Below are 22,130 nucleotides of genomic sequence, written 5' to 3'. Positions count from 1 at the left end.
TTCTTAATATGGCTGGTTTTAGTCACCTCCCCCCGCTATAATTCCCGCCACAAAGCGAAGAGGTCAAAAAATGCACAACACGGTTACACCAATTTTCGAACATAAGAAATACTGGGCAGAGTGCTTCGGCACTGCGCCATTTTTACCAACCAGTAAAAAAGAAATGGAGAAATTGGGCTGGGACAGCTGTGATGTGATCATTGTGACGGGTGATGCTTATGTTGATCACCCCAGCTTTGGCATGGCAATTATCGGGCGATTACTGGAATCTCAGGGTTTCCGGGTTGGCATTATCGCTCAGCCTGACTGGCAGAATAAACAGGACTTTATGGCGCTGGGAAAACCGAATCTGTTCTTTGGCATCACGGCCGGGAATATGGATTCAATGATCAACCGTTATACCGCGGACCGTAAAATCCGCCATGACGATGCCTACACGCCGGATAATCAGGGCGGGCGCAGGCCCGACCGGGCAACACTGGTTTACTCACAAAGATGCCGTGAAGCCTATAAAGAAGTGCCTGTGATTCTGGGTGGCATTGAAGCAAGCTTAAGGCGTGTCGCTCATTATGATTACTGGTCCGACAAAATCCGCCGCTCTGTAGTATTCGATGCCAAGGCTGACTTATTATTATTTGGCAATGCGGAACGTGCTTTGATTGAAGTCGCGCACCGCCTTGCTGCCGGTGAGCCGGTAGACACATTACATGACATTCGCGGCACCGCTGTTATCCGGCAGGCCGCGCCGGAACACTTCCGGATCATTGACTCATCGAGAATTGAGAAACCGGGACGTCCGTTCGTTCCGGTGAATCCTTACCAGACTGAAACCGCCTGTGAAACAAACAAGAGCAACGAACAGTCGCAGCCCATTACGGTGCGCCCTTCCCGTCACGACGCTAAAACCACAGCGGTCCGCCTGCCTTCATTTGAAAAGCTGGTCAATGACCGGATTCTTTATGCCCACGCCAGTCGGGTGCTGCATCTGGAAACCAATCCATATTCTGGCCGGGCTCTGATTCAAAAGCATGGCGATCGTGAGCTATGGGTCAATCAGGCACCAATTCCGCTCAGCACTGAAGAGATGGATTTTGTCTTCGGCCTGCCCTATGCGAGAACGCCACATCCCCGCTACGGAAAATCAAAAATACCGGCGTATGACATGATTAAAACCTCGGTCAATATCATGCGGGGTTGTTTTGGCGGCTGTTCTTTCTGCTCAATTACCGAACATGAAGGCCGGATTATTCAGAACCGGTCTCAGGAATCGATTATCGAAGAGTTGCAGGATATCCGCGATAAAGTGCCGGGATTTACCGGGACCATTTCAGATCTTGGCGGACCAACAGCTAATATGTACCGGCTTGGCTGCTCCGATCCGAAAGCAGAAGCCAATTGCCGCCGGCCATCGTGCGTTTTTCCCGGCATTTGTCATAAGCTGAATACGGACCATAAACATACCATTGACCTTTACCGGGCAGCGCGCAACGTGAAAGGTGTGAAGAAAGTCTTAATCGCATCCGGTGTGCGTTACGATCTGGCGATCGAATCTCCGGAATATGTCAAAGAGCTGGTGACCCACCACGTTGGCGGATATCTGAAAATAGCGCCGGAGCATACAGAGAAAGGGCCGCTTGATCTGATGATGAAACCGGGTATGGGCACCTATGACAAATTTAAGGCCATGTTTGAGAAATTCAGTGCAGAAGCTGGGAAAAAACAGTACTTAATTCCTTATTTCATTTCTGCCCACCCCGGTACAGAAGATGAAGACATGTTAAATCTGGCTTTATGGCTGAAACAAAACAACTTTGAATGCGATCAGGTCCAGAATTTCTATCCGTCACCGATGTGTAACGCAACCGCGATGTATCACTCAGAAACAAATCCATTAAAACGGGTGAAATACAAACACCGGGATGTCATCCCCGTTGCTAAAGGCGAACGGCAAAGACGGTTACATAAAGCATTGCTTCGCTATCACGATCCGAAAAACTGGCCGCTGATCAGAGAAGCACTCATCAAAATGAATAAAAAGCATCTGATTGGTGACAAGCCTGGCTGCCTGGTTCCGGCTGAAGATCAGCAAAACAGCAATACCCCGGCACAGCGCAGAAAGTCTGGCCGCCATGGTTCAAACCGTTTTGCAACCAAACATTCTAAAAACCAGCCCGGATTGATGCAGAACGGGCAAAGCAGCAACAAAAGCGGACAACGCAATAAAAAGGATCAACCGCAGTCACAGGGCTCTCAGCCCCGGACTCAGTCAGGTTCTCAGACGAATCGTCCGGCAAAAAGAAAGACAAAAAAAGCGCGATAAATTATCGCGCTCTGCTTTTCAACCCGGGTGACCCGGATACATTTTAAGCGTGCTTTTCTTCAAAAGCCTGCATGAATTCAACCAAAGCCTGAACACCTTCAAGAGGCATAGCATTGTAAATGGAAGCTCTCATACCACCGACAGCTCTGTGACCTTTCAGTGCCACCAGCCCCTGTGCTTCTGCTTCTTCAAGGAAAACACTGTCCAGCTCAGGCTTTTCAAGCTGGAAAGGAACGTTCATCAGCGAACGGTTGTCCGGGTGAACCTTATTAAGATAGAAAGAAGACTGATCGATATAATCATATAACAATGCTGCTTTTTTCCGGTTAACCTGCTCAATCGCTTTGACACCACCCTGTTCTTTCAGCCACTGGAAAACCAGCCCGGATAAATACCAGGCAAACGTCGGTGGTGTATTAAACATCGAATCTTTTTCAGCCAGAATCTTATAATTCAGAACCGAAGGCAGAGCATCACGGGCCAGATCAAGTAAATCATCGCGAACAATGGCAATACAGATGCCCGCAGGACCGACATTTTTTTGTGCACCTGCGTAGATGACACCATATTTGCTGACATCGATTTCACGCGACAGGATTGTCGAGGACATATCTGCAACAATCGGTTTATCAGTGACCGGAAGATCATTGATTTCAATGCCGTCAATAGTTTCATTCGGACAGAAATGAACATAAGCGGATCCGGCATCAACCTGCCACTCATTCGCGGGTTTTACCGCGATTAATCCGTCACGTTCTGTTTTTGCTTCATAGATATCTACATCACAATATCTGCGCGCTTCATCAATGGCACTTTCAGCCCAATATCCTGCATCAATATAAGTTGCTTTTTCAGCGGATCCCAAAAGGTTTAGTGGTATAGCTGCAAACTGAGCTCTTGCCCCGCCCTGACAAAACAGTACTTTATAATTGTCCGGGATACCCAGCAAATCCCGAAGGTCTTGCTCGGCCTGGTTCGCAACATCAATAAAAGCTTTGCTACGGTGACTGATTTCCATGACCGATGTTCCAAGGCCATGCCATTCAACGAATTCAGCTTGTGCTTTTTGCATCACAGCTTTTGGTAAAACAGCAGGACCTGCACTGAAATTGAATACAGTGTCAGTATTTGGCTCCATGAATGATTTACTCCTACGATCAAAGGGAAAAAAGAAAGGTTCATACGATTAATAACACTTTTTCTCTGACAAAAAAAGTTACCTGACAAAAAAGATACCGGACGAAAGAAAAGTCTGTACAAGAATAAAAAAGAAAAGAGGCGCAAAGCACCTCTTTTCTTTGGTAACAGGAAGTTATTAACAACTTACCGGGACAAATACATCAGCATCATCAGAGAAGAAGCTAAAGGCATTTTTTCACCACTTTCAAAGATGAGATTGCCATCTTTGATCGTCGTATTTGTCACATAATTATCTCCTTTTTGCTGCATCATCTCCATCACAATGAGCTCATCCATTCCTTTACGCAGAGCCGGGTCTTTATCAATCAGACTGACCGGTACAGTGGCATGGATTTCACCTTCCAGTTTCTGGATCACCTGCTGCGGATTCATTGAGACAGATTCGATGCCTTCAGGCAGAGTCAGTTTCACCGACGTTTGTATCTGACCATCTTCCAGACCGATATTCAGACGATCTAAAACCACAGAAAACCCCTGCCTGACCAGCTGATCAAATGCCCCGATCACTTCAGCCTGATCCATTTGCATGGTTTCAGAATATTTCTCAGCTTCTGAGACAATTTTTGTCATGCTGGCCTTATCAACATTCAATAAGGAAAAATCCATATCAAATCCGGTCAGATTCCCCATCGGTGTTGTCACAGCAGCCGTTTTGAACACCTGATTCATGTTCATACGGCTACCGGTCGCATCCAGAGACAAGCCTGACTGAACACTGAGTTGATTCAGTACCATCTGATTTTCTGCGAGCAAATCCCGGAACGTTACTTTGTCAGTCTTGATCTGCTGCTGGCCCAGCCAGAAATAACCGTCTTTCTTGCCATTCCCGTGACCAGACAGGTTATCAAAAGTGAATTGTTCTTCTGATGCGAAATCAATCATTAAAGATGGCATCTGATACTGATATTCAAGCTCTCCTGCCGCACTGGCGTGACCATTCACTGTTGCCTCTGTGCTGGTCAGCGCCCAGGGCTGATCGCCTTCGTACTGACCTTTATAATTCAGCTTACCCAGCGTGGTTTCGAAGTCTGTATTCCCGGCAAGGCTTGTACTGGTCTTAATCATGAGCGGAAAATCAGGAAAATTCTTCAGTGTGGTTTCTGCATTCACAGAAAATACACCGTGGCGGATATCACTGCGCCATACCAGCGAAACAGGAAAACCATCCGCCTGCAGATCACTTTTCAGCTCCGGATCTACAACCGTAAATTCAACTTCCACATGCGTAGATAAATAGCCACGATCATAAGTCAGCGTTTTTCCTTCCACCCACTGATTTGAAAACGCACTTATTTCTCTTTCAAATGCATTTTGAGTTATCTGTCCGACAACCAGTGGCCAACAGGCCACAAGACAAACGGCGCCACCAACTGCTGCATATTTCTTTATTTGACTCATCATCGTTCTCTATTTTTTTCCAATAAACACTTGTCAATCTGATCAAGCAAAGCGAACCGTCATATCCGGTTTAATTCATCAATCTGATATAACGACCGTAACCGCTGTATGTTTTAACATGTAAAGCCGGATTATAAAACCTGGGTCGCAACCTTATGGCCTTATCCATGGTAAATTTTAAGTAACACAGATGTTAAATCGAGAATAATGTGAACGATTATGCCATTCTTTGTTTAGACAATAATCCGGTGAGTGTTGAGCAATATCAAAGTGATTTATTACCGTTTGCTGAGAAATTTGATCTGTATTATGTCGACTCTCTGGCCGAAGCCCAGCAAACCCTTGATTTCATCCGCGAACGCTCACAACAGGTAGCGCTGGTCATTGCCAGCCATCACCATGCCCTGCAAGGTGCCGACTTCCTGATTCATCTTGATCAGCTCCCCCACACGAAAACCGCCAGAAAGGTTCTGATTAGCGCCGGTAAAGATATTCAGGCCATTCTGTCTGCCGTCAATGAAGGACGCCTGGATCATTGCCTGACAAAGCCTCTCCCGGATAAGGTTTTATATCAAACAGTCCATAAAGAATTAACCCACTATATTCTGGAAAAAGATCCGGAAAATGTACTGAACTACAGTCACGCCCTTGATTCAAAAAAACTAATGCGGGCGCACATTGAACACTCAATGCGCAATTTCCGTCAGGGTTTTATTAACGACTATCATCAGATGCCTGATAATGAGCTGGCCGAAAATGTAATTGTTTCCCTTTATGCATTCTTCGAAAAGAAAGATGAAACCAATGCCTGCAGAACTTATTCTGCCAATCACATCTTAACCAAAGAAGGAGAAGATAATCAGTATCTCTGGTTTATCACTAACGGTGAGGTCGCATTATTTAAAAGAGACGAGCAGGGCCAGGAAAGAGAAGTGGTCCGCCACCAGAAAGGTAATCTGGTCGGCGGCATGTCGTTCGTCACAGGTGAACTCTCCTTCTCTACCGCCATTACGCAGACAAAAACACATGTCATTAAGCTGGACAGAGATGTCTTTGCCCGGGTCATGCATTCCGACAGTCAGTTGTTACCTCTGTTTACCAACCTGCTGCTCAGGCATTTTAACCGCCGCCTGCAAAGAAGTATTCTCACTAAACTTACGCTCGAAGAAACGCTGGACTCACTGGAGTCAACGCAAAAACAACTCGTTGATCAGGAAAAGCTTGCCGTACTGGGGCAATTAGTTGCCGGTGTGGCCCATGAGCTGAATAACCCGGTCGCAGCCATCCTGCGCGGTGTTGAAACATTGTCACAGGAAATTCAGTGGATTTTCGATACATACCCGGAGATTTTCCCGCCGGATGCCAACCAGTTACTCAATCAATCCATGACGATTTCACCGATGTCCACTTCAGAAGAGCGCCAAAGAAGCAGAGCACTGGAGAAAATCACAGGCGACCGGAGCCTGGCAAAAAAACTGGTCAAACTCCGGCTGGACTCGCGGGAAGATATTCTGCATCAGGTAAAAACCAATCTGACAGATGCTCATACTTATATCAATCAACTGGAACATGTTGCCAGAACCGGCGGGACATTACGTTCTGTACAGGTTTGTGCACAAAGAATTGCAGATATGGTGAAGGGGCTTAAAAGTTATGCCCGTGATGACAAGGAACGTATTTCTCAAATTGATATCCATGAAGGCATTGAAGATACTCTGGTCATCTTTGAAAATAAGCTCAAGCGACATCATGTGACCAAAGAATATGCCGAACTTCCGCGCATCACTGGCCGGCCAACTGCCCTGCAACAGGTATGGGTCAATCTGATTTCAAATGCCATTGACGCATTACCGGAAAAACACGGGCAACTTGAAATCACCACCACATTAGTGACACATCAGCAACAACCATTCATCCGTGTGACGGTTCAGGATAATGGTGTTGGTATTCCGGAAGAGATGAAAGCTCATATTTTCGAACTAAACTTTACGACAAAGAAAGAAGGTAATTTCGGCTTGGGTATCGGACTCTCTGTCTGTCAGCAAATCATCCAGCAGCATCATGGCTGGATAGATCTGGACTCCACAGTGGGGAAAGGTACATCGATTCATGTGTATTTATCCACGCAACAAGAATAAGTTCATCAATCAGGTACGGCTAACCAATCAGGAGAGAACCTATGAATCAACGTTACTTAATTCTCTGCGTTGACGATGAAAGAGAAATTCTCGACAGTGTGTCACAAGATTTGGATATTTTCGAAGAACATTTCACACTTGAAGCCGCAGAGTCCGTCTCTGAAGCAAGAGAAGTCATCGCTGAATACGAGCAACAGGGGATAAAACTGGCGCTTATTTTATGTGACCATATCATGCCGGAGCAAACCGGGATTGAGTTTTTGATTGAATTAAATCAGCACGCCCCGACATTAAACAGCAGAAAGGTTTTATTAACCGGTCAGGCGGGCCTGGATGATACCGTAGAAGCAATTAATCACGCATGCCTGGATTTTTATATCAGTAAACCCTGGCAGGGAGACCAGTTAAGGGAAGTGGTCAAAAACCAGCTCACGCAGTATATGATTAAAAACGAGTCAGATTTGACCGGATGGATGCCGATATTAAATACCGGGGAAATTCTTTCTGCAATCTCAAAACACCGTCATGATTTTGGCGAGTAATCATCTCACCGGATCTGGGGGTAAATCAGCCCCCGTTATAAGTGGTGGTAAAGTATACAATTTAACCTTTTTCTTTCTCTAAAATGGCATTATATTTGCTTTATCTGTTTATACTCGACAAAAGCATGACGCTTTCCGGGTGGATGCCTGCGAGCAAATAGAAAATGTTTTTGATCATGGAATGAATGGTGGAATAACAAACTCCCCTTTAGTCAGAATTTAAAATCACAAGGTTTAACTATGCGTAAAATTATTGGTGTAACAGCGTTGTTACTTGCATCTGGTTACTCTCAGGCAGCGGCTCCGGATCCAAATGATCCCTCTGTGATGAGTAACTTTAGTTACGACTATTATGAAGCCCGTATTGGTTTAAGTCCGACAACGTATGGTGCAAAACTCAGTATGTCCATTCACCCGAATGCGCATATGATTGGACGGATCGATTCAAAACTAAGTGGTGATTATGATCTGTCAGCAGGTCTGGGCTTTCATGCACCGGCAAATAACTGGGCGGATTTCACCGGGGAAATGCTGTTTCGTATGATTGAACCTGAGCACTCAAATAACAGTGATACAGGCATGGAATTAACTTTGGGCGTGCGTCAGTGGCTGGGACCACAACTTGAAGTTGGCGGTAAAGCGGGATATCTGACCTTGGACAATAACAATGACTGGATTGGTTCTGTTTATGCGAGATTCCATTCCACTGAGTTGTTTTCCGTTGGTGCTGAAGCACGTTTAAATGATAATTATGATGATCAGGTCATGCTGACTGCGCGTTTCAAATATTAATTTTATCGTTTATTTAATTTTTATAGCCAAGTCCTCTGACCTGGCTATTTATTTTGTGTTGCTGTGTTGTGTTTTTATGTCAGTTTTTCTCTTTGATAATTCTTTGCTGCCTGAGTAACAGCTTCATATGCCAGAAGGAGTTGCTGTTTTCTTGGCTCTCGAATTAACTCCCAATATATCCCTTCAATCGCGCCGGCAAATTTCCAAAGCATTTTTATTTCTACAGAATGACCATAAGTCTGTCTTACTTTGACATAACATTGCACTGCCCCCAGCTTATAGAAAGTTGTGACATCAGGGATGCCCGACTTTTTCAACATGCGTTCAATCGTTAAATGAAGGTTTGGCAAATCCCGCAGGCGCTTATTCTCAGGTAGCTTTCTCTGATGCTTCTGCTCCAGCGCATACTGCTTTGATTTTTCCACAATTTGTTCAAATTCCGGCGCACCGGACAAGAATAAGTCGGTAATATTATAATAATTAACCTTGACCGTACTTTGCTTTTTCACCAGCACATACTTTCCTGAATACCCCATATTATGGAGCAAATGATCGAGCTCACCTCCCCCTCTGATATAAATATAATCGGAATTAACCAACGCAAACATTGCCCCCTGACAAAATACACCGATGTCACCAAAGATCGATTTAGTGTCAAATTTTTCTCTTTTTAACAGGTAATCAAAAAATTTTGTTGCTATCATATAGCGAGCCTCATGTTATCATTCCTCTTTAAAAATTCAGGCTGACGTTGTAAATGGATTCAATTCTTATTCCTTATATGAAAAAATAAGCTGAACAACGACTTGATTGTATTTGTGCCGGAATATAACTAAACGACTTGAAACATGTCTGTATACGATGTGAGACACTATCCATCAAACAGCATATCAGTTATTTTGAATGGCATTTCTGCGTGTGTCTTCTCAATTTAAGACTGGTGCCAATTAATTGGCGTAGATACTGATATTATTTGCTACCATACGTGCAACTGATAGATGAACTACAATTGCTATAACAAACACTAAATATGACGACTATGAACCATGTATCCTTTTTTTGGTTGCCGACTGACCAACAAGAATTATTTCAAGCCGTTGAGACAGAATTTGCTCAAATGGTTGAATCTTCGATTCAAAGTGGTAAGTTTGAGCTGCCCCCAATACCACATGTCGTACTGGACATTCAAAAACTCTGTCTGGAAGAGTCAACAACCATCGCGGATGTTGCAGATAGTTTAATCAATGATCCGAGCTTAACTGCTGTTGTTCTGCGTGTAGCAAACTCAGTCATTTTTAATTCCAGAGGTATTACATATAGTGATATCAATACAGCGGTGTCCAGACTCGGTATCTACAGAGTCAGGGACATTGTGACGGCTCAGGCAATTAAGCAACTCAAGTATTCAGTTCATCTCAGAGACGAATGTGTCCAAATTCTTCGTCAAAGTGCGACTAATTCCCGTAAGTTATGCGCTGCAATGGTGCTGGTCATCAAATCTTTTCAGGACATAGATCCCGAAACATATGCCTATCTGGAGCACGATAAGGCGTTACTGGTGGGGTTGCTGGCTGATATTGGTTTGTTCTGTTTACTGAATGAGTACCATAATTATCTGGAGCAGGGAAACTACCTGGAACATAATCTGGCCATGCGTATTTTTGAATCGCGTTGTGATCGCACCAGCTATTATGTCTTGAAAACCTGGGGATTTGATAACGATTATCTGTCCGTTGCGACGAATAAAGAAGTTTCGGATAAATCTCATGATGTCTCTTACCTTGATATCGCTAAAATTGCTTATCACTTGTTGTTATTCAGAAATCAGGATTCAGAGCTCGACGATCATGAAGTAGAAATCAATACCACCGGAGCCGAAGTTCTTTATCAGCTCAGTAACTTATCTGACTCGGAATTTAATACACAAATCAGCTCCATTATTCATTCTTCAGGATTTTAATTCCGGCTGAAACATCAGAGACTTAGTTTTACGTTGACTATGTTTCAGCCGTCACAACACAAGGCTGCATAACTGACGTAAAGCTATGGAATTAACACGAGACATTCATTCCATTTTCGTTTAGATTGTCCCGTCATTATCCACAGATAGTTATTAGCTGAACAATCACATGAACTCTTCAGGCAAGATAAAAACCGCAGACGCTAATTTTGACAACCTGCTCCGGATTTTTACCGTACCGGAAGGACAAAATTCAACGCTCACGAAAATAGAAGAAGAGCTTTCAAGAAATCTGAATGAATTCCTGCGTAATCATATTGTGACCGAAGAACGCCCCCTGAAAGACATTGAACAGGACTTTCTCTCATCACATATCCCTGACCAGCCTGAATTTGTTTCCGATCATACTCAGCACCTGCTGGATACCGTTGTCTCTCAGTCCGTGCATACGTCATCGCCGGGCTTCATCGGTCATATGACTTCAGCACTCCCCTATTTTTTAATGCCGCTGTCAAAACTGATGATCGCATTAAATCAAAACCTGGTAAAAATCGAGACATCGAAAGTCTTCACGCCCTTAGAAAGGCAGGTTCTCGGGATGCTGCATCGTCTGGTTTATCATGAAGAAGACCATTTCTACTCACAATACATGCACAGCGCTCACCACTCTCTCGGTGCATTCTGTTCCGGTGGCACCATTGCCAATCTTACTGCTTTATGGGTTGCAAGAAATAATGTGCTGAAGGCTGATGGTCATTTCAAAGGTGTTGAGCAGGAAGGACTGTTCCGGGCAATGAAACATTACGGCTATGAAGGTCTGGCCATTCTGGTTTCTGAACGTGGTCATTACTCACTGAAAAAAGCCGCTGATTTATTAGGCATCGGGCAGGAAGGCCTTATCTCCGTCCCGACAGATCAGAACAACAGAATCAAACCTGATGCGTTAAAAGCGACCATTTCCCGGTTAAAACAACATAACATTAAGCCATTTGCCATCATTGGTGTGGCAGGTACGACAGAGACAGGAAATGTCGATCCACTCGATGACATCGCAGAAATTTGCCGTCAGGAAGACTGCCATTTTCATGTCGATGCAGCCTGGGGTGGTGCGGTGCTGATGTCGAAACAACATCAGCATTTACTGAAAGGGATTGAAAAAGCGGATTCGGTTACGATTGATGCCCATAAACAGCTTTATCTCCCAATGGGTGCCGGTATGGTGTTATTTAAAAATGCCGGAGCAACACAGGCCATTGAACATCATGCGCAATATATATTGAGAGAAGGTTCAAAAGATCTTGGCTGCAGAACTTTAGAAGGGTCGAGATCCGGAATGGCTTTTCTGCTGTATGCCTGCATGCACATTATCAGCCGGGCCGGTTACGGCTTACTCATTGATGAAAGTATTGCAAAAGCAAAATACTTTGCTGAGCTGATTCAGTCTCAGCCTGACTTCGAACTGATCACCGAACCGGAGTTGTGTATCCTGACTTATCGCTATATACCTGAACCTGTCCGTCAAGCCTTAAAAGATGCGACTGAAGAAAAACGGCAGGAACTCAATCAGACATTGAATGAACTGACAAAATATATTCAGAAAAAACAGCGTGAATCCGGGAAGTCATTTGTTTCAAGAACTCAGTTAAACCCTGGTCAACTTGATGGCATGGATACCATTGTCTTTCGGGTCGTTCTCGCAAACCCGCTCACATCAAAAGAAATTCTGCACGATGTTCTCGAAGAGCAGCGGCAGATTGCATCGCTGGCTACCTCGTTATTAAAAGAACTGTCCGGCTGAAAGCACAGTGAATATTGCGTCATCAAAACCAATGCATGTGCAAGATATACCCAAACAACCTGAAGATGCAGGGTTCAGGTTGCTTGGGTATAAACTGAAACTTTATTTCTGAATTACGGTAAATAAAAAATGGTTTATATAAAAAAAACGCATTTCGTATAAAACTTACACAAAAAATGAAATGAAAATGAAATTTAGTTTGAGGTTTGTCATATTCTCATCATTTGATGATCTGAAAAGCTACGGGGTTGAGAGTGCTTCCGTTTATACTCTTGTTTTTAAGCACTTCGTTACAAATTTTTGGTTCACAAGGTCTTTACATAAAGTAATCCGTTTTTTGAGACCCAGTGTGTAATTTGTTCCCTTTTTCCGCGTGACACTATGAATACATTAGAAAAAATTCAAAAAAATCTGGAAAATTTCAGCAAATCTGAACGTAAAGTGGCTGAAGTCATCATGGCTTCGCCACAAACTGCGATTCACTCCAGCATTGCCACACTGGCAAGAATGGCTGATGTCAGTGAGCCTACGGTTAACCGGTTTTGTCGGCGGTTAGATACGAAAGGTTTCCCTGACTTTAAGCTTCATCTTGCGCAAAGTCTCGCGAATGGTACGCCTTATGTAAACCGAAATGTGGAAGAAGATGACGGGCCTGATGCTTATACCCATAAAATTTTCGAATCAACGATGGCGTGTCTGGATATTGCAAAAAACAGTATCGAACCAACACAGATTAATCGCGCAGTTGACTTACTGACACAGGCAAAGCGAATCTCATTTTTTGGCTTAGGTGCATCGTCATCTGTTGCCAGAGATGCACAAAACAAATTCATCCGCTTTAATATTCCGATCACCTGTTTTGAAGACGTTGTCATGCAGAGAATGAGTTGTATTAACTGTACTGATAATGATGTGGTTGTGCTTATTTCTCATACAGGAAGAACCAAGAGTCTGATTGAAATCGCAGAGTTAGCACAGCAATATGGCGCAACGGTCATCGCGATTACCGCGAAAGATTCCCCTTTGGATCAGGCTTGCTCATTGTCTATTTGTCTGGATGTGCCCGAAGATACTGATGTTTACATGCCCATGGCCAGCAGAGTGGTTCAGATGACGGTGATTGATGTTTTAGCAACCGGATTTACACTCCGCCGGGGTTCAGGTTTCAGAGAAAACCTGAAACGCGTGAAGGACGCATTAAAAAGTTCACGTTACGACAAATTCCCTCAATTCTGATCCTATCATTAAAAGATTCAAACAATCTGAAGGTACCAGATTTGTTAGTCCGGTATCTTCATTTTATACCCTGCATCTTCAGGTTGTTTGGGTATATAAGTCGCAGTGTATTTCCGGGTTTATGATGTGCTTTGTACTCTGATAAATTTATTCTGAGAAGAAATACGATATCTTTTTTTGTGCAATAAGAAGGTCATCCATCCCTTTCATTTCAGTTCTCAAAGAGCAGATGTGCGCATTTTCAGGACACCCAAATACATAGATTTTAACTATTAAAACAAAAGGTACATGCCGCTTTATTTCAATATGGAGTTCAGGCATAGTTACCCCAACAAGAAATCAAGGAGAAAGTTATGTTTGTAGTCATTTTTGGTCGCCCGGGTTGCCCGTTCTGTGTCAGAGCAAAAGAACATGCAGAAGTATTAAAAGATAAACATGATGATTTTAATTTCCGTTATGTTGACATTCAGGCTGAAGGTATCAGTAAAGCAGATTTGGAAAAAACCGTAGGTAAACCGGTTGAAACAGTACCACAGATATTTATTGATCAGGAACATATCGGTGGCTGTACAGAGTTTGAAGCTTATGCGAAAGAAAACCTGGGGTTGTTTGACTAGTTTCTATATCAAGCCTTGATATGAGTTCACAGGCCTGTCTTTTATGACAGGCTTTTTTGTCTGACTGATTTCAATCAATGTCGCTCCTTTTTGCATAAAATATCATCACATTCATTTTTTCGGGCTGGTTTATTTCATAAATTCTGGACTTGAGATCAATCTGAATAAAATCCTGCAAAATTTTCACTTATATTTTCTCTGAATTCATATACAATTTCCCCCGTCTTTCGTCCTTTAACCCACATGCGCTGAGTCTAGCTGTGAATATAGATGTTGTATTATTGCTAAAACAAAACCCTATCCTTCTTATTTTTGTCGTCTTAGCCATTGGACTGGCGATCGGTAAAATTCGTATCGGCAGTTTTCAGCTTGGAAACTCCATTGGTGTGCTTATTGCTTCATTAATCATGGGGCACTTAGGTTTTTCTTTTAATTCTGAAGCACTTACGATTGGCTTCATGCTCTTCATTTACTGTGTTGGTATTGAAGCCGGGCCTAACTTCTTTGGTATTTTTTTCCGGGATGGCAAGCATTATCTGATATTAAGCCTTGTCGTTCTGATCATTGCTAATCTGATTACCTACTTTGGCAGCCAGTTCCTCGAATTAGATTATGGACTTTCCGCCGGGATGATGGCTGGTGCACTCACCTCCACACCGGTTCTGGTTGGTGCACAGGATGCGCTCAACTCTGGCCTTGCTGAAATTCCGGCTGACATGAATATTTCCCAGATACTGGAAAATGTCTCTGTAGGCTATGCGATGGCATATCTGATCGGCTTAATCAGCATGATTATGTTTGCAAAGTTACTGCCCAGAATACAAAAACAGAACCTGTCTGATTCTGCGCAGCAAATTGCCCGTGAACGTGGTCTGGAGCATAACGGACAACGTAAAGTTTATCTGCCCATCATCCGTGCATACAGAGTTGGTAAAGAATTAATCGACTGGATTGACGGCAGAAACTTACGTGAGTTAGGTGTCTATCGCCAGACAGGCTGTTATATAGAAAGGATCCGGAGAAACGGTATTATTGCTCACCCTGACGGTGATGCTATTTTACAGGAAGGCGATGAGATTGCATTGGTCGGTTTCCCGGACAGCCATGCCAGATTAGACCCGAGTTTCCGTAACGAACGGGAAGTTTTTGACCGGAATCTGCTTGATTTGAGAATTACAGAAGAAGAGATTGTTGTTAAGAGTGACGGGATAGCCGGAAAGCGTTTGTCGGAGTTGAATTTGTCAGAATTCGGCTGCTTTTTGAACCGGGTTGTCCGGGCACAGATAGAGATGCCAATGGATTCCGATATTTTTCTCGCGAAAGGTGATGTCCTTCAGGTGAGCGGTGAAAGAAGCCGGGTTCAGGGGCTGGCAGATAAAATTGGTTTTATCTCAATTCACAGCCAGATTGCTGACCTGTTTGCGTTTTGCTGCTTTTTCATTTTCGGCATTATGCTCGGCCTGATCACCATGAAATTCGGACAGGTTTCTTTCGGTCTGGGCAATGCTGTCGGGCTGCTATTATCCGGTATCATGCTTGGGTTCCTCAGAGCAAACCACCCGACTTTCGGCTATGTGCCTCAGGGAGCACTGAATATGGTCAAAGATCTCGGCCTGATGTTTTTCATGGTCGGTATTGGATTAAGTGCCGGGGGGAACATGTTCGAGCACTTATCTGAAATCGGCGTACAGTTACTCGGTCTTGCCTTCCTGGTCAGTGTTGTTCCCGTTGTGTTTGCTTATCTGGTTGGCGCTTATTTACTGAAAATGAACCGGGCCATGCTATTTGGTGCCATCATCGGTGCCAGAACCTGTGCACCTGCAATGGATATTGTAAATGACTATGCGAAATCAACTATTCCAGCCCTCGGATATGCCGGAACATACACTATCGCAAATATATTGATGACTATTGCCGGTACGATACTGATTTTGCTGACATAAACTGTATACCCAAACAACCTGAAGATGCAGGGTTCAGGTTGCCTGGGTATGGTTATTCAGTTTTAAACGATAAAAAAACCGGTTTGTTGAACAAACCGGTTTTTTTCATCAATCATTCAGGTCAAAGAGTTCAGATGTCAATGACATCAAAATCAGCAACCGGACTCACGTCAGCTTCATAATCAACAGAGTCGATTCCGAAACCAAATAATTTCAGAAATTCATGCTTGTAATTTTCATAGTCCGTCAATTCTTTCAGATTCTCAGCTGTAATCCGGGGCCATAAGTCCTGACAATGCTTCTGAATGTCCTCTCTCAGTTCCCAGTCATCCAGACGCAGACGATTCTTTTCATCGACTTCAGGTATACTGCCATCAGCTTTGTATAGGCGCTGACTGAACATACGGTAAATCTGCTCCATACAGCCTTCATGAAGACCTTCATCACGCATCTTCTTAAACACCATCGCAATATATAGTGGCATGACGGGAATCGCAGAACTCGCCTGCGTCACAACCGACTTCAGAACCGCAACATTTGCTGTACCATTTTTCGATGCCAGCTTATCGTTTAATACAGCAGCAGCCCGATCCAGATCCATTTTGGCACGTCCTAAAGCACCATCCCAATAGATTGGCCAGGTGAGTTCAGTACCAATATAACTGTAAGCGACAGTTTTGCAGCCTTCCGCTAACACACCAGCTTCATCAAGCGCGTTAATCCAAAGCTCCCAGTCCTCTCCACCCATGACGCAGACAGTATCTTCAATTTCCTGTTCTGTTGCCGGCTCAATACTTGCCTCAATAATCACGTCTCTGTTGGTATCAACGGCTGTCGAAGTGTAAGTTTCTCCAATTGGCTTTAAAGAGGAACGAATCACTTCACCGCTATCCGGCAACTTACGTACCGGAGACGCCAGTGAATACACAACCATGTCAATCTGACCAAGGTCCTGTTGAATGACTTCAATTACTTTTTGCTTCGCTTCATGGGAAAAAGCGTCACCATTTAAGCTCTTTGCATACAAACCAGCTTCATGGGCATATTTTTCAAATGACGCTGAATTATAAAAACCAGCGGTTCCCGGCTTCTTCTCTGTGCCCGGTTTTTCAAAAAATACCCCAATGGTTGCAGCACCACTTCCAAAAGCAGCAGCTATCCGGGAGGAAAGTCCATACCCGCTTGATGCGCCAATAACCAAAACACGTTTAGGGCCCTTTTCAATTTGTCCCTGTGCTTTAGTATATTCAATCTGCTCTTTTACATTAGCCGCACATCCGGATGGATGTGTCGTTGTGCAAATAAATCCACGAATTTTAGGTTTGATGATCATATTCAACTTCCTTAAAAAAACTTCATAAGGATAAAAGGTTCATCAAAAAAACTCATCCTATTTCTGCAAAAAAAGTTCCGAATGTCGAGTGGTTGGATCTCTGCTAACACAATCTCTGTTCGTGCGACCTGAAGTCGTATGAAGCGTTGTTCACCGCTTTATGAGTGAACCGTCTGTATCACCAGATGAACCTACGAGCCTGAATAAAGCAGCGGCTCGGACAATGTAACGAAACTTGGCCGTTGGGCTGAGTGGGAACAGAATCGTGAGAGGACGTTTCTCCTGAAAACCACAATTCGGGTAAGTGCTAGGTAGTCAGTATGATGAACGTATGTGAATCCATTCAAGGTGCGTTATATGATGAAGCAGCGGAAGTGGTTAATACGCTGTGGCCAAAAGGCAATGAGAGTTGGAAAGAGGTTGGACAGTACTCTTTCGTGGTCACTGCACTCTCCGCACTATAGTGGGCATCTAACCTGACATTTTACGTAACATACGGAACAGGGTAAGCCTGTATCACTCCCTTTGGGAAAGCCTTTGTGGCCGATAGTGATGCAGGTATAGGAGGTCGGAAAAAGCGAAAGCTACATTGTAATGATGCAGATACAGACTTATGTCTGATCACGAAAGTGAGCCCACTTCCGACTGGTCTCCCATTGCGAGAGAATTTGAAGAACTTTATTCAAGGAGGAAAGCAAATGGTGATCTCGAAAGAGATTGGTGCATCTTCTGACGGCGCTCAATGGCAGTCCATCGACTGGAAATCCATTGAAGCACACGTATTGAAGCTTCAAATGCGTATCGCAAAAGCAACGAGAGAAAAGAAATACGGTAAGGTGAAGTCCTTACAGTGGCTCTTGACTCATTCTCGCTCAGCCAAGCTTCTTGCAGTTAAGCGAGTCTCTCAGAATAAAGGCAGTAAAACGCCTGGAATAGACGGTGTCACCTGGACCACAGATGCACGCCGTATGAAAGCAGTCAATCAACTGAGCCGCAAGGCTTACTCTGCAAAACCACTTAAACGTATCTACATTCCCAAAAAGAACGGTAAGCTCAGGCCATTGGGTATTCCATGCATGATTGATAGAGCGCAACAAGCCCTCCATCTTCTAGCATTCGAACCAGTGTCCGAAACGCTTGCCGACCTCAATAGCTATGGGTTTAGGACAAATCGCAGCACGGCTGACGCCGTCAGTCAGTGTTTCAAATGTTTGGCTCTAAAGCGATCAGCGAAATGGGTTCTTGAGGGAGATATTAAGGCTTGCTTCGACAAAATCGGGCATCAATGGCTTATGGACAATATCACGGTAGATAAACGTATGTTAGAGCAATGGTTAAAGTCTGGCTATGTGGATAAGGGTCTGTTCTATGATACCGATGAAGGTACACCTCAAGGTGGAATAATCTCTCCAACCTTGATGCTAATGACTCTCGCGGGAATAGAGCAACAAATAAAATCTACAGCCCTGAAAAAGGGGGCTAGAGCCAACTTTATCGGTTATGCGGATGATTTCGTGGTTACTTGCTCTTCAAAGGAAGTGCTAGTGAACGACATCAAACCGTTGGTAGCTGGCTTTTTGGCAGAAAGAGGGTTAGCCCTCTCCGAAGAGAAAACGAAGATCACTCATATTGATGATGGCTTTAACTTTCTAGGCTTCAATCACAGGAAGTACAAAGGCAAATTGCTCATCAAACCGAGCAAATCCAACACGCTGTTATTCTTGAGAAATCTACGAGAACTCATTAAAAAGCACGCAACCATCCCTGTTAACGATCTTATCAAGTTGATAAATCCGAAACTCAGGGGATGGGCGAATTACTATCGCCACTGTGTTGCTAAACAAATATTCGGGTATGTCGGCCACAAACTATTCCAAGCGCTATGGCACTGGGCAGTTAGGCGTCATCCAACCAAGTCCAAAGACTGGGTTGTTCATAAGTACTTTCTCAATCGTAAAGGCCAATGGCAATTTCACGGTTGGCAGAAAATCATGAACATGGACTGTCACTTCAATCTGTTCCAAATAGCGAAAGTGCCTATCGAAAGACACGTGAAAATTAGGAGTGCTGCTACCCCTTTTGACCCTCAATACCAAGAATACTTGGCGAAGAGAAAACCCAAAAGGCTAGCTCGTAACTCTTGGAACGAACCTGCTTCGACTGCTTTATAAGTTGCTGGGTATCAATGATGCCTTAGTGGAGGCTTGAGCCGTATGCAGTGAAAGTTGCACGTACGGTTCTTAGAGGGGCGGCACTTGGTAACAAGTGTCGTCTACTCGACAATAATCAGGTCATCAGAGAAAAAAATTGAAAAAAATTGAACTCTGCCACGGAATCACAGTCATAAACATTACGTTGACAATAAGAATTGAGTTGGATGTTCAACTGATACTCATTGTTTACGCTGCTTTTTCTTGTTAACTCCTATTATAATGCCCGGTGTATGAAAGTTTTCACCGGGTTTTTCTTTTTCGAACTCACTCCCCCATCCGAAACAAATTGACGTGAAATCACAAGTAAATGACTGACAAAACACCTGTGCAATCTTTAACCGACAGTCCTGTTAGCAGCCATCAATTTGGCAATTATCATTTTTTTCTCAAGCGGGACGACTTACTTCATCCTGACTTTTCTGGCAATAAAGCCCGTAAATTTATGGCACTGCTCACCGGTTCCTTTTCTCATATCAACAAGTTGATCGGCCACGGTTCGCCTCAGGCTAACTCACTGTATTCACTGGCGGCACTGACTTATATGAAGGGGTGGCAGTTGGACTATTATGTTGACCATGTACCTGATTTTATACGGCAATATCCAACGGGCAACTATAAAGCTGCGCTGGCACTGGGTGCCAGAATCATTTCAACAAACAATGCAGAATATGATTTTATTTCTCCGGAGGATTATATCCGGGACAAACTGGAGCCGGAGCATGATTGTCTGATCGTTCCGGAAGGTGGGCGGAGCGAACTTGCTAAAGAAGGAGTGACCGCACTGGCTAATGAACTGCTGCAATGGATTGCAGAAAATCAGATTGTCTCACCAGTGATTGCACTGCCTTCCGGCACAGGAACAACGGCACTGTACCTTCATCAGGTGATGGAAAATCATCACATTCCGGTCGTGACCTGCGCGTGTGTCGGTGGCAGCGATTATTTGCTCCAACAATTTCAGTCACTGAAAGCTCAAAGCTATCCGAAAATCCTGGAACTACCGAAAAAGCATCATTTTGGTAAACTTTATAAAGAGAATTATCAAATCTGGCTGCAACTATATCGTCAGACCGGCATCGAGTTCGATTTGTTATACGACCCTCTGATGTGGCGCTGTCTGCTACAGGAAACCGCAGCGTATTCAACAATGAATTTAATTTATATTCATCAGGGCGGTATCAGAGGTAATGAAAGCATGCTTCCCCGCTACCAAAGAAAATATCCCGGCGTTTGAATTTCTGAATCATACACGGGGAAACAAGAGGTTAGCCAATGGCCAGCTTTGTCTCAGGATACCTCAGCTTATGAGTTCTGGGACTGGCAAGAAAATATGCCAGGGTTAACGGCCCGAGCCTGCCCATAAACATCAGCAACATAATAATAAACTCTCCCGTTTCACTAAGGGATGAAGTTAAGCCCCGGGACAAGCCCACGGTCCCCAACGCTGATACCGCTTCAAAAATAATATCAATCATCGGTGCATGCTCACTCAGCAGAAGACAAAATATTGCAACCCATGTTACGACAATCGAAATAAGCGTCAGCGCCAGTGCCTTACTCACGGTTTCTTTAGATATTTCCCGCTTGAATACATAAATTGCAGCATCTCTTCTCAGGTAACCATAAGTTGCTAAAATCAGAACAATAAAAGTGACCACCTTAATACCGCTGGCGGTACTCATCGAGCCCCCACCAATAAACATCAGGATTAAAATAAGCGACGTCGTGGCATCTTCAAGCTTATCCATTGGCAGTGTATTAAACCCTGCGGTGCGCGGCGCAACTGCCTGAAACCAGGATGCCATCCACCGGCCTGCCTCACTCATCTGCCCCAAAGTATCCGGATTATTTGATTCAATCAGGTATATAGCAACAACAGCGATTGCGTTAATCACGACAGTACCTGCAATCATCATCTTGCTATAAGGACTTAATTGCGCCCATCGTTTATTTCTCAGTAAGTCAATCCATACGGAAAAGCCCAGGCCGCCAATAATAAATAACCCGGAAATTGTAAAATTGACCACTGGATCGTTCACATAGGGCATTAAATTGTCACTATTCAGCGCAAAACCAGCATTATTGAAAGCACTCACTGTATAAAAGAAACTGTGAAACAAACTAACCTTCCAGCCAAGTTCATCCAGCCAATAGAAAAACAGAATCACCATGCCGATCATTTCCACAAAGACAGAAAAGAATAATACTGACTTCACTGTGGAGATCAGGGTTGAAGCATCGGTCTGGTTGAATGCTTCTCTTGCAACAGTGCGCTGCAAAAAATTTATTTTTCCACCCAACGCAATCAAAGTCACGATCGCGAATGTCATCAGGCCTAACCCGCCAAGCTGAATCAGTAAGGCAATGACAATTTGTCCGAACAGCGTGAATTCAGTACCGGTATCTACGACGGATAAACCGGTCACAGTCACCGCGGATGTTGCTGTAAATAAACTCTGAGACCAGGTAACAGGCGCGACTGTTGAGACGGGCAACTTAAGCAGACAAGAACCTGCGAGGATTAATAACAGGAAGCTGCCACATAAAATCAAAGGCGGGGCAGCAAGAATTTTTCTGGCTGGTTTCACTCTGTCTTTTCTTTCAACAACCGGTGTCATTGAAGGGTGCCACAGTTTCATA

General features: G+C 44.0%; 16 protein-coding genes. 11 read left to right on the top strand and 5 right to left on the bottom strand.

Annotation, left to right across the window (positions count from 1 at the left end; translation table 11 throughout):
• Positions 1–70: 70 nt before the first annotated feature.
• Positions 71–2,320, top strand: a complete 2,250-nt coding sequence (locus OC443_RS09200) for a YgiQ family radical SAM protein (protein ID WP_073583862.1) — start codon at positions 71–73, stop codon at positions 2,318–2,320.
• Positions 2,321–2,363: 43 nt separating this feature from the next.
• Here OC443_RS09200 and serC read toward each other — a convergent pair whose 3' ends face one another.
• Positions 2,364–3,458 (bottom strand): 3-phosphoserine/phosphohydroxythreonine transaminase, encoded by a 1,095-nt coding sequence (gene serC / locus OC443_RS09195; RefSeq protein WP_073583860.1) that lies wholly within the window; start codon positions 3,456–3,458, stop codon positions 2,364–2,366.
• Between the two features lie 185 nt (positions 3,459–3,643).
• Entirely contained in the window at positions 3,644–4,921 is a 1,278-nt protein-coding gene (locus OC443_RS09190) for a DUF945 family protein (protein WP_083601647.1), read from the bottom strand.
• 206 nt (positions 4,922–5,127) lie between these two features.
• Between OC443_RS09190 and OC443_RS09185 the strand changes: the two genes are divergently transcribed.
• The 3 genes from OC443_RS09185 to OC443_RS09175 all read left to right on the top strand — a co-directional run bounded on the left by OC443_RS09185 (position 5,128) and on the right by OC443_RS09175 (position 8,390).
• Positions 5,128–7,056, top strand: coding sequence for an ATP-binding protein (locus tag OC443_RS09185; RefSeq protein WP_073583856.1), 1,929 nt, complete (start codon positions 5,128–5,130; stop codon positions 7,054–7,056).
• A gap of 41 nt (positions 7,057–7,097) precedes the next feature.
• On the top strand, positions 7,098–7,598 hold the full coding sequence (locus tag OC443_RS09180) for a response regulator (protein ID WP_073583854.1): 501 nt from the start codon (positions 7,098–7,100) through the stop codon (positions 7,596–7,598).
• Between the two features lie 240 nt (positions 7,599–7,838).
• Complete coding sequence (locus OC443_RS09175; protein WP_073583852.1) at positions 7,839–8,390, top strand: hypothetical protein; 552 nt, start codon at positions 7,839–7,841, stop codon at positions 8,388–8,390.
• Between the two features lie 74 nt (positions 8,391–8,464).
• Here the strand turns inward: OC443_RS09175 and OC443_RS09170 are convergent, their stop codons facing one another.
• Positions 8,465–9,094: a TfoX/Sxy family DNA transformation protein gene (locus OC443_RS09170; RefSeq protein ID WP_073583850.1), complete on the bottom strand. Its 630-nt coding sequence runs from the start codon at positions 9,092–9,094 to the stop codon at positions 8,465–8,467.
• 335 nt (positions 9,095–9,429) lie between these two features.
• On the opposite strand from OC443_RS09170, the gene OC443_RS09165 reads away from it, so the two are divergent.
• The 5 genes from OC443_RS09165 to OC443_RS09145 all read left to right on the top strand — a co-directional run bounded on the left by OC443_RS09165 (position 9,430) and on the right by OC443_RS09145 (position 15,944).
• Positions 9,430–10,350: an HDOD domain-containing protein gene (locus tag OC443_RS09165; protein ID WP_073583848.1), complete on the top strand. Its 921-nt coding sequence runs from the start codon at positions 9,430–9,432 to the stop codon at positions 10,348–10,350.
• Positions 10,351–10,519: 169 nt separating this feature from the next.
• Positions 10,520–12,148 (top strand): pyridoxal-dependent aspartate 1-decarboxylase PanP, encoded by a 1,629-nt coding sequence (gene panP, locus OC443_RS09160; RefSeq protein WP_073583846.1) that lies wholly within the window; start codon positions 10,520–10,522, stop codon positions 12,146–12,148.
• Between the two features lie 381 nt (positions 12,149–12,529).
• Positions 12,530–13,384, top strand: a complete 855-nt coding sequence (locus tag OC443_RS09155) for a MurR/RpiR family transcriptional regulator (protein ID WP_073583844.1) — start codon at positions 12,530–12,532, stop codon at positions 13,382–13,384.
• A gap of 353 nt (positions 13,385–13,737) precedes the next feature.
• Positions 13,738–14,001, top strand: coding sequence for a GrxA family glutaredoxin (locus OC443_RS09150; RefSeq protein ID WP_073583842.1), 264 nt, complete (start codon positions 13,738–13,740; stop codon positions 13,999–14,001).
• A gap of 260 nt (positions 14,002–14,261) precedes the next feature.
• A complete protein-coding gene (locus tag OC443_RS09145) occupies positions 14,262–15,944 on the top strand; it encodes an aspartate:alanine antiporter (RefSeq protein WP_073583840.1) in 1,683 nt (560 codons plus the stop codon).
• 130 nt (positions 15,945–16,074) lie between these two features.
• On the opposite strand, the gene fabV is transcribed toward OC443_RS09145, so the two are convergent.
• The gene (fabV, locus tag OC443_RS09140) at positions 16,075–17,277 is read right to left on the bottom strand and encodes an enoyl-ACP reductase FabV (protein WP_073583838.1); all 1,203 of its coding nucleotides are present in this window, start codon (positions 17,275–17,277) and stop codon (positions 16,075–16,077) included.
• A gap of 698 nt (positions 17,278–17,975) precedes the next feature.
• Here fabV and ltrA point away from each other — a divergent pair.
• The gene (gene ltrA / locus OC443_RS09135) at positions 17,976–19,448 is read left to right on the top strand and encodes a group II intron reverse transcriptase/maturase (RefSeq protein WP_200796999.1); all 1,473 of its coding nucleotides are present in this window, start codon (positions 17,976–17,978) and stop codon (positions 19,446–19,448) included.
• A gap of 349 nt (positions 19,449–19,797) precedes the next feature.
• The gene (locus OC443_RS09130; protein ID WP_073581876.1) at positions 19,798–20,724 is read left to right on the top strand and encodes a 1-aminocyclopropane-1-carboxylate deaminase; all 927 of its coding nucleotides are present in this window, start codon (positions 19,798–19,800) and stop codon (positions 20,722–20,724) included.
• 31 nt (positions 20,725–20,755) lie between these two features.
• Here the strand turns inward: OC443_RS09130 and OC443_RS09125 are convergent, their stop codons facing one another.
• Positions 20,756–22,129, bottom strand: coding sequence for a TrkH family potassium uptake protein (locus OC443_RS09125; protein ID WP_073581874.1), 1,374 nt, complete (start codon positions 22,127–22,129; stop codon positions 20,756–20,758).
• Between the last annotated feature and the right edge of the window lies 1 nt (position 22,130).

It is taken from the genome of Vibrio quintilis, assembly GCF_024529975.1.
Taxonomy (GTDB): Bacteria; Pseudomonadota; Gammaproteobacteria; order Enterobacterales; family Vibrionaceae; genus Vibrio; species Vibrio quintilis.
Note: the sequence above shows the minus strand (reverse complement) of the source record. Positions and strands in the feature narration are given on the sequence as shown.

Bases quoted from the DNA above. Each gene is read 5' to 3' on its own strand.
- OC443_RS09200 (WP_073583862.1), top strand. From the start codon at position 71: ATGCACAACACGGTTACACCAATTTTCGAACATAAGAAATACTGGGCA.
- serC (WP_073583860.1), bottom strand. From the start codon at position 3,458: ATGGAGCCAAATACTGACACTGTATTCAATTTCAGTGCAGGTCCTGCT.
- OC443_RS09190 (WP_083601647.1), bottom strand. From the start codon at position 4,921: ATGATGAGTCAAATAAAGAAATATGCAGCAGTTGGTGGCGCCGTTTGT.
- OC443_RS09180 (WP_073583854.1), top strand. From the start codon at position 7,098: ATGAATCAACGTTACTTAATTCTCTGCGTTGACGATGAAAGAGAAATT.
- OC443_RS09175 (WP_073583852.1), top strand. From the start codon at position 7,839: ATGCGTAAAATTATTGGTGTAACAGCGTTGTTACTTGCATCTGGTTAC.
- OC443_RS09170 (WP_073583850.1), bottom strand. From the start codon at position 9,094: ATGATAGCAACAAAATTTTTTGATTACCTGTTAAAAAGAGAAAAATTT.
- OC443_RS09165 (WP_073583848.1), top strand. From the start codon at position 9,430: ATGAACCATGTATCCTTTTTTTGGTTGCCGACTGACCAACAAGAATTA.
- panP (WP_073583846.1), top strand. From the start codon at position 10,520: ATGAACTCTTCAGGCAAGATAAAAACCGCAGACGCTAATTTTGACAAC.
- OC443_RS09155 (WP_073583844.1), top strand. From the start codon at position 12,530: ATGAATACATTAGAAAAAATTCAAAAAAATCTGGAAAATTTCAGCAAA.
- OC443_RS09150 (WP_073583842.1), top strand. From the start codon at position 13,738: ATGTTTGTAGTCATTTTTGGTCGCCCGGGTTGCCCGTTCTGTGTCAGA.
- fabV (WP_073583838.1), bottom strand. From the start codon at position 17,277: ATGATCATCAAACCTAAAATTCGTGGATTTATTTGCACAACGACACAT.
- ltrA (WP_200796999.1), top strand. From the start codon at position 17,976: ATGGTGATCTCGAAAGAGATTGGTGCATCTTCTGACGGCGCTCAATGG.
- OC443_RS09130 (WP_073581876.1), top strand. From the start codon at position 19,798: ATGACTGACAAAACACCTGTGCAATCTTTAACCGACAGTCCTGTTAGC.
- OC443_RS09125 (WP_073581874.1), bottom strand. From the start codon at position 22,129: ATGAAACTGTGGCACCCTTCAATGACACCGGTTGTTGAAAGAAAAGAC.